We start from the raw sequence: 2,420 nt of genomic DNA, 5'->3' as shown, positions 1-2,420 counted from the left end.
GGGCGCGGCGCCCTGCTCGGCCTGGACCTGCTCCAGCACCTGGCCGGTGACCTGCTCGGGCGCGGCGGCACCGGCAGCCTCGCCCTGCGCCGGCTCGCCGGCGGACTCGAGGCCGAAGCCCACGGCCAGCGTCTGCACGTAGTCGCCGACCATGCTGCTGGCGGGCTGGTAGTCGAGGCGTTCGATGGCGTCCCGGTACACCTCCACCAGCTTGCGCAGGGTCTGATCGTCGGTGTTCCAGTATTCCTTGCGCGCCGCTTCCAGCATGCGCTCGGCGATCTGCGCCTTGGCGGTCGGGTTGTGCTGCTCGAACCACTCGTCCATCTTCATGTCGAGCGAGTCGTCGATATAGACGTCGAAGAAGCCCTGCCACTGGTCGTCGCGGACGATCTCGGGCGCCACCGCGGTCCAGCCCCAGAAGTTGTTGACGGTGTCGACCACATTCATCGTGCCGGCATGGCCTTCCTGCTGCATGGCGCCGATCCACTGCGGATGGAAATAGCGCGAGCGCAGTTCGCCGGCGAGGAAGCGCGCGGCGGATTCCACCTTGCTGCTGTCGGCGTCGCGCAGGTTGCTGATGTACAGCTCGGGGCTCTTGCCGCCGAGATGGCGCACCGCCAGGCCGATGCCGCCCAGGTACTGGAAGGGGTCGTCGGTGGTGAGCATGCCGTACAGGTTGGACGAGCGCGCCAGCACCGCCGCCTCGACCTCGCGCAGTTGCTCGGCGTAGAGGTTGATCTGCGCCGGCTTGCTGCCCCAGCGCGACTCGGTGGGGCCGAAGGCGTACTGCATGCGCTGCAGGTAGAGCTCGGCGAGCTTGCCTTCGTCCTCCCAGGTGTCGGTGGCCAGCGCGGCGTCTTCCAGCCCGGTGCCGTAGCTGCCGCTTTCGCCGGAGAAGATCCGGGTCAGCGCGTGTTCGCGCGCGTCCTCGGCGGAGAAACCCTGCTCCAGCAGGCGCTTTTCCAGCGCCAGGGTGTTGCTCCGCACCGCATTGTCCGGCTCGTCCAATTCGGCGACGCGTTCCACCGCGCGCGCCAGGTGCAGCATCACGTTGGGGAAATGGTCGCGGTACAGGCCGGTGGCGGACAGCACCACGTCCACCCGCGGACGGCCGAGCTCGGTGCGCGGGATCACTTCGATGTCGCTGATGCGGCCGAAGCGGTCCCATACCGGCTTTACGCCGAGGGCGTGGAAGGCCTGCGCTTCGAGCACGCCGAGGTGGCGCATTGCCTCCACCGACCACAGCGAGAACGCCACCTTGCGCAGCTCGCTGCCGTGCTGGGCGCGGTGCGCGGCGAGCAGTTGGGCGAAGGCTTCGGCGCCGGCGGCATAAGCTTGCTCGGTGGGCAGGCGCGAGGGATCGAAGCCGTACAGATTGCGCCCGGTGGGCAGGCTCTCGGGGTTGCGCACCGGGTCGCCGCCGTAATGGGTGTCGATGAAGCGCCCATCCAGCGCCGCCAGCAGGCCGACGTGCTCGCCGGCGGCCGACAGCGCATCGAAATGGCCGCGCGCCTCGGTCAGTAGCTCGGCGAGTTCAGGATCTGCGGAGCCGGCCGGTACGGCAGCAGTCTTCCCGGCATCGGTCGCCGCGGCACGGGCCGCCCCGGCGTCAACAGCTACGGCAGGGGCTTCCCCATCTCCCGCCGCCGCAGGCTGATCGGCCGAAGCAGCAGCACCAGATTCGGCACCAGCCGGCGCAGCGCCGGCCTTTGCCGCCGCTTCCAGCAGATGGCCGGCGAGCAGGCGGTAGGGCGGCGTCTCGGCGAGCTTGCGGAAGTCGTCGACGAACAGTTCCTTGGGGTCGTCCAGGCCGAGCTTGCCGTACAGGCGCTCGCCCAGCATCTGCATCACCGTGCTCAGGCGGTGTTCGGCCTGCGGCGCCTGACCGAAGGTGTGCAGGCCGAGCGGCTGGGCGGTCTGCGCCAGCGCGTGCAGCCAGTCGTGCAATTCGCGCTCGAAGGGCACGAAGTCGGCGCGGGCGCGCTCGGCGGTCCAGCCGATGTCCTCGATCAGGTTCAGCCGCGCGGCTTCGTCGACGATCGCGGCAATGGTGCGCTCCTTCACCGCGCCGTCGTCGAGCAGGCCGTACTCGTGCAGCAGGTCGTGCAGCGGCATCAGCTTTTCGTGCAGGCCGGCGGGGGCGAAGGACGGCGTCTGGTGGCTGATGACGGTCGCCCGCCCGCGGCGCTTGGCCTGGGTGGCCTCGCCGATGTTGTCGACGATGTAGGGGTAGACGATCGGCGTGTCGCCAAGCGTGAGATAGGGGTCGTCGTGGATCGACAGCCCGCGCTCCTTGCCCGGCGTCCATTCCTGGCTGCCGTGGGTGCCGAAGTGGATCAGCGCGTCGGCGTCGAACTGCGTGCGGGCGTAGAGATAGGCGGCGAGGTAGAAGTGGGTCAGCGGCACCCGGGTGTCGTGGT

General features: G+C 69.5%; 1 protein-coding gene. It reads right to left on the bottom strand.

Annotated elements, in window-relative coordinates; genetic code table 11:
- Positions 1-2,420, bottom strand: a 2,420-nt coding sequence (locus tag TBU01S_RS24385; RefSeq protein WP_174524502.1) for a cobaltochelatase subunit CobN, incomplete at both ends; no start/stop codon positions are given.

The organism is Thauera butanivorans NBRC 103042, from assembly GCF_001591165.1.
Classification (GTDB): domain Bacteria; phylum Pseudomonadota; class Gammaproteobacteria; order Burkholderiales; family Rhodocyclaceae; genus Thauera; species Thauera butanivorans.
The sequence above is the reverse complement of the archived record's forward strand: the minus strand, read 5'-3'. Positions and strand labels throughout refer to the sequence as shown.